Annotated in this window: 6 protein-coding genes and 1 other RNA gene; 5 read left to right on the top strand and 2 right to left on the bottom strand. The window is 65.0% G+C overall.

Going from position 1 to position 5,726, the window contains the following annotated elements; all coding sequences use genetic code 11:
• The 5 genes from MOV75_RS25255 to MOV75_RS25235 all read left to right on the top strand — a co-directional run.
• Positions 1–187 (top strand): DUF4164 family protein (locus MOV75_RS25255; RefSeq protein ID WP_247006799.1); only part of this gene is annotated, 187 nt, incomplete at its 5' end.
• Positions 184–567, top strand: a complete 384-nt coding sequence (locus MOV75_RS25250; RefSeq protein ID WP_028150902.1) for a cell division protein ZapA — start codon at positions 184–186, stop codon at positions 565–567. The genes MOV75_RS25255 and MOV75_RS25250, both read left to right, overlap by 4 nt.
• A gap of 270 nt (positions 568–837) precedes the next feature.
• Positions 838–998: non-coding RNA, 6S RNA (gene ssrS / locus MOV75_RS25245), on the top strand.
• A gap of 205 nt (positions 999–1,203) precedes the next feature.
• Positions 1,204–1,800, top strand: a complete 597-nt coding sequence (locus tag MOV75_RS25240; RefSeq protein ID WP_246929439.1) for a 5-formyltetrahydrofolate cyclo-ligase — start codon at positions 1,204–1,206, stop codon at positions 1,798–1,800.
• Entirely contained in the window at positions 1,778–2,602 is an 825-nt protein-coding gene (locus tag MOV75_RS25235) for a TIGR00282 family metallophosphoesterase (RefSeq protein ID WP_212298306.1), read from the top strand. The genes MOV75_RS25240 and MOV75_RS25235 overlap by 23 nt, the downstream gene beginning before the upstream one ends.
• A gap of 198 nt (positions 2,603–2,800) precedes the next feature.
• Here the strand turns inward: MOV75_RS25235 and MOV75_RS25230 are convergent, their stop codons facing one another.
• Positions 2,801–4,225 carry a methyl-accepting chemotaxis protein gene (locus MOV75_RS25230; protein WP_247006798.1) on the bottom strand — a complete coding sequence of 475 codons (1,425 nt, stop codon included), beginning with the start codon at positions 4,223–4,225 and terminating at the stop codon, positions 2,801–2,803.
• A gap of 108 nt (positions 4,226–4,333) precedes the next feature.
• Positions 4,334–5,726, bottom strand: a 1,393-nt coding sequence (locus MOV75_RS25225) for a methyl-accepting chemotaxis protein (RefSeq protein ID WP_247006797.1), incomplete at its 5' end; no start/stop codon positions are given.

Genomic DNA, 5,726 nt, shown 5'->3' with positions numbered 1-5,726 from the left:
CGACGAGAACGAGCTCGCGGCGCGGATTCAGGCGCTCGGCGCCGACCGTTCGCGGCTTGCCGACGAGCTTGACGGCGCGCTGGTGAAGGCGCGCAAGCTCGAGCGCACCAATCGCGAGATCTCCGACCGGCTGGATTCCGCGATCGTCACGATACGCTCGGTGCTCGATACCGGAGAGGACGGATGAGCCACATCAACGTCACCATCAACGGCCGGCAATACCGCATGGCCTGCGAGGAGGGCCAGGAGGTGCGGCTACTCAAGCTCGCCGAAAGCCTGGAGACACGGATTCAGTCGCTGCGCGGAAAATTCGGTGAGATCGGCGATGCGCGTCTCACCGTGATGGCGGCGCTGACCGTCTGCGACGAGCTGGTCGACGTCGGCAACCGTGTCCGCACCATGGAGCAGGAGCTGACCGAGCTGCGCGATTTCCGCAATGCCGCCGTCGAGCGCGCCAGGATGACGCAGACCGCGGTGGTGAACGCGCTGAACGCGGCGGCCGAACGCATCGAGAAGTCGACCCAGGTCCTGAACCGGACCGTCGGCAACGGCATCGCGATCGGGTAGGGCCGCGGAAGAGGTTGCCAATTGTTGTGGTTGGTTTGGCCGCGGGCGACGCGCCTCTCCCGCGTGCGGGAGAGGTCGGCGCGTAGCGCCGGGTGAGGGTTCTCTCCTCTAGGGGATTGTCCCGTTGAGGAGCTACCCTCTCCCCAACCCTCCCCCGCAAGCGGGGGAGGGAGCGGGCTTCTGCCGTGGCTCGCAGCCCGTTTCATTACGCTGAAGCTCAGCTCTCTCGCCGGGCTGGCGATTCGTCAGTATCGTTGTTACATTGGCTCCGCGAGGCTGCGACGCGCGTCAGGAGCCATATATCCCCGGGGCCTTATCGATCCTTTAGGGAACTGTCCCTGGCCGGGCCCGTGGGCCCGGACATATGGTGCCCACCTACTTTCGTAGGGAACTCCGGGATCGAGTGCTTCAACGGCGTACGCGGCTTCGCACTTTTGTTTGCTTGGTTTGTGCCTGTCGAAACGACTGCGGCCAGTTCAACAGGTGTCATTCCCCGCCTTGTGTGCAATCGCGCACTGGAGCGGGGAATCCAGTGCGCCGCGGCCTTTGTGTGAATCACCACCGCCTCCGGAAGACTGGATCACCCGCAGCAGTGCGCAAGGGCGCACAGGGGGTGATGACGTGGGGACCAAGCGCATGACCAACACCAAAGCCGAACTCCGTGCCAAAGCCCTCGCGGCGCGCGACGCGCTGAGCGAGAAGAAGCGCAGTGCTGCCGCCGCAAAGCTCGCCAAGCGCGGGCTGCCGTTCGAGCTTCTGCCTGGCAGCATCATCTCCGGCTATTCGCCGATCCGCAGCGAGATCGATCCGATGCCGCTGCTCACGAGGCTCGCGGAGCAGGGGGCAAGGCTGGCGCTGCCTTGCGTCACCGCACGGGGGCAGTCGCTGATCTTCCGCATCTTCCATCCGAACGATCGTCTGATGCTCGGTCCGCTCGGCATTCCAGAGCCATCGCCGGCAGCGGCCGAAGTCATCCCGGACATCATGCTGACGCCGCTCGCGGCCTTCGACCGTCTCGGCCATCGCATCGGCTATGGCGCGGGACACTACGACCACACCTTCGCGCACTTGCGCAAAGCCAAGAATATCGTCGGCATCGGGCTCGCTTTTGCAGCGCAGGAGATCAAGGCGGTTCCGGCACTATCCCACGACGTCGCGCTGGATTATGTGCTAACCGAATCCGACGTGTTCGATTTCCGGAGTTCTGAAGTTGCGCATTCTCTTCGTGGGTGATGTCGTCGGCCGCAGCGGTCGGAACGCCATCGCCGAATATCTGCCCGGCATGGTCAAGGACTGGTCGCTCGATTTCGTCGTCGTCAACGGCGAGAATTCCGCCGGCGGCTTCGGCATCACGGAAGCGATTTATCAGGAGTTTCTCGATGCCGGCGCCGACGCGGTGACGCTCGGCAACCATTCCTGGGACCAGCGTGAAGCCCTGGTGTTCATCGAGCGCGCCGAGCGCCTGGTGCGTCCCGCTAACTATCCGCGTGGCACGCCCGGCCGCGGTGCCGCACTGGTCGAGACCAAGAACGGCAAGCATGCGCTGGTCGTCAACGCGTTGGGCCGCGTCTTCATGACCCCGTTCGACGATCCCTTTGCCGCGCTGGAGCGCGAGCTCGGGGCCTGTCCGCTCGGCGTTGCCGCCGATGCGATCGTCGTCGATTTCCATTGCGAGGCGAGCAGCGAGAAGCAGGGCATCGGCTTCTTCTGCGACGGCCGCGCCAGCCTCGTCGTCGGCACGCACACCCATGTGCCGACCGCCGACCACCAGATCCTCAGCGGCGGCACCGCCTACATGACCGATGCCGGCATGACCGGCGACTATGATTCCATCATCGGCATGCAGAAGGAAGAGCCGCTGCGGCGGTTCACATCGGGAATTCCGTCAGGCCGCTTCGAGCCGGCCGCGGGCGCGGCAACGCTCAGCGGCGTCGCCGTGGAGACGGATGACGCGACGGGGCTCGCGCTGAAGATTGCGCCGGTGCGCGTGGGTGGAAGGCTGGAGCCGGCGACGCCGAAGTTCTGGTTGAGCTGAATTCTTCGCGCGGCATTCACGGTGCACCCTCGCCCCTTGTGGGAGAGGGTGGCTCGTCGCGTAGCGACGAGACGGGTGACCGAGTCTGATTTCATTGCGCCAGGCGCATGCGCCTAAGCCATTGATCCCGCAAATCCCGGCTACTGTGCATGGGGTTGTCTTCGAACTTTTAGTTTGAGGGAGCCGGAGTGCCGATGCTCAGCTCTGGCGAAAACCCATCCGGAAGGCGCCCCAGTGCTTGCCGCGGATCACGATCGGCGAGGACAGATCCTTCATCAGCACGAACTGTCCGCCGCCCATGTCGCGGCGGTAGGTCTGGAGCAGGAACGGCTTGGTGTTCGCCGCGACCTTCTTCACCGCGCGATCGGTGAACAGGCGGCGGTTGCGGCAATTGGCGTTGTTCCAGATCGGGTCCTTGCCCTGCGGCAGGCGGTAGTTCGGATTGTGAGTCGGCAGATAGCCGCCCTTGGCCCAGGCGACGCAGAATACGATGCGGGGATCGGATTTCTGGATCGGGTCCTGGATCGCGGGCAGCACGCGATCGGTGAAGTCGACATAGTTGGTGAGGTACTGCTTTGGATCAGTGCCGGGAATTTCGCGGTATGTCTCGTCCATGAGCCGGTCGAGCGTGATATCGCCGCGGTCGATCGCGGCCTCGAACTCGGCCGAGATCCGCTTCGCGGTCTCGACGACGACGCGGATCAGCGGTGCGTCCGATGTCTCCACGCCGCTGTCGGCGATCAGCGCGATCAGGCCTTCGGAGGTGTCGAGCAGCTTTGTCACCCGCTGATCGGCGCTCCTGAGATCGCGAGAGGAGAGGTCGACGCCCTTGGCGAGTTCGTTCAGCTCGCTGATGACGGTGTCGCAATGTCCGAGATTGGAGGTCGCCGCGCGCGTGACGCTGCCGATCTCCGCCTCCACGGAGGCAAAGCCCTGCTGGACCCGCGAGATGATGCCGGAAATCTGCTGGGCGCCTTCCCCGGCGGTCTTGGCGCGTTGCGATGCGTCGCTGCTTTCGCCGATCAGGCCTTCGATCTGGCCGTCGAGATCGCGGACGGTGTCGGAGATCTGATGCGTGGCCTGGCGAGTGGCTTCCGCGAGGTTCTTCACCTCGCTTGCGACCACCGCAAAGCCGCGGCCGGCGTTGCCGGCGCGGGCGGCTTCGATCGTTGCGTTCAGCGCGAGCAGATTGGTCTGCTTCGCAATCGCCTCGATCGAGCCGGAGACTTTCGCGACCTGCGCCAGCGCCGAACCGACGGCGCTGAGGCGCGCTTCGATGCGCTCCACCGCCGCGACCAGCTCGGAGATGTGGTTGACCGCGGTGTCGACGGCGCTGCGCGACTGCGCGATCTCGCCGACCGCCGCGGACGTGGTCGTTTGCACGGCCTGCGATGCGTTGGCGATGTCGTGGTTGGCCGAGACCATCGTCTCGGCCGTCTTCTGCAGATGATGGAACCGTTCCGACTGACCTGCGACGCGGTTTGCCACTTCCTGGACGTTGCCGGCAATGTCGGCGAGTTCCACGCCGAGGCCGCCGATGCGGTCGGCAAGCTGATCGATCAGCCGTTCAGCCAGCGTGCGATTGGAGCCGGTGTCCATGACGGCAAGTTGTACGACGGACATGTTTGATGAGTCCTCCAGTCAGAGCCGCAACCCGGCTCACGGCGGCATTCCCATTCCAATTTCGATCTTAAGGGATGATTCGCGTCCGGCGTCTTGCCTGAGCGTGCACTACAGTTTGTAGGCCGTGCGGAATCCACCCCAGTGACGGCCCTGCACGCGGATCGCGACGTCGATCTCCCGCATCATGACGGTGTTCCCGTTGCCCATGTCGCGCGCATAGCTCTGGACAAGGTACGATCGCAGGTTGCGTGCGGCCGCCAACCCCGCCGGATCGTTGAATATCCGCCGGTTGCGGCTGTTGGCTGTGTTCCAGGCGACGTCGCCCGGCCGCTGCGGATGCGAATAGATCTTGTTGTGCACCGGCAGGAAGCCGTTGCGGTCAACCATGGCGCAGAACGCCATGCGCTGGTCCTTCGCCAGGAATGCTTCCTGGAACGGCGGCAGGGCGCGGTCGGCCCAATCGAGATATTTCGTGCGGTATTGCTGCGGATTGGTCCCGGCGATTTCGACATAGTCGGTGTCGAAGAGGTCGTCGATTTTGACCTCGCCGCGCGCAAGCGCCCGTTCGAATATCATCGTCAGCGCGTTGCCCGCCTCCATGGCGCGGGTGACGAACTCCGTGTTCTCTTCGTGGATTGACCAGAGCCTGTCCTCGATCTTTTCGCGGAGCTCGGCATCGGGGCTGGCGAATTGCGCGCGCGCGCCGGCCTTGGATTGCTCGATCACGCGCAGACGGCAGGCGCCGACGTGTTCGAGCGTGCCTTCGATCATCGCTTGCGGTGCAAGCCGGCCTGCGTCCGCGCCGCCGATCAACACGCCGTCCATCGAGATTTCATAGACCGGCATCACGCCGCGCGCGCTCTCGAACTTGAGATGGCAGGGCAGTCGTTCGGTCTTGCGGCGGTCGTCGTGCTCGCTCTGGCGGAGCAGCACGGCGCAGCGCGATTTCAGCTTTTGAGCAAAAGTGGTGACGGCCTTGCCGGCACTGGCGACGTTCTCGCCATGGCTCTCGGCTGCCTTGGTCGCGGCATCGATCTCGGCCGCGCTCTCGCCGACCGAGACGATGAACTCCGAGGCGCTGGCGGCATTGCCGGAGACCTCGCTGGTGGTGGCGTTCTGCTCGGCAACCGCGCCGTTGACGGTCTCGAACACCGGGCGGATCGCCTCGATCGCCTGCGAAATGCGGTGCACCGCATCCGCAGAGCCGGCGGCGTCGCGCTGGAGTGCGTCGATCTTCTTCGTGATCTCTTCCGTCGCGCTTTGGGTCTGCACCGCGAGGGCCTTGACCTCGGTGGCAACGACCGCAAAGCCCTTGCCGGCAGAGCCCGCGCGTGCGGCCTCGATGGTCGAGTTGAGCGCGAGCAGCGTCGTCTGCCGCGCGATCTGCGCGATCAGATTGACGACGTTGCCGATGGCGGCAGAGGACTCGCGCAAGCGGTCAACATTGGCGCGGGCTTCCTGCGCCGCGGCGCTGGCCTCGTCGGCGAGCTTGCCGGCTTCA

It is taken from the genome of Bradyrhizobium sp. PRIMUS42, from assembly GCF_023006515.1.
Lineage (GTDB): Bacteria > Pseudomonadota > Alphaproteobacteria > Rhizobiales > Xanthobacteraceae > Bradyrhizobium.
Note: the sequence above shows the minus strand (reverse complement) of the source record. Positions and strands in the feature narration are given on the sequence as shown.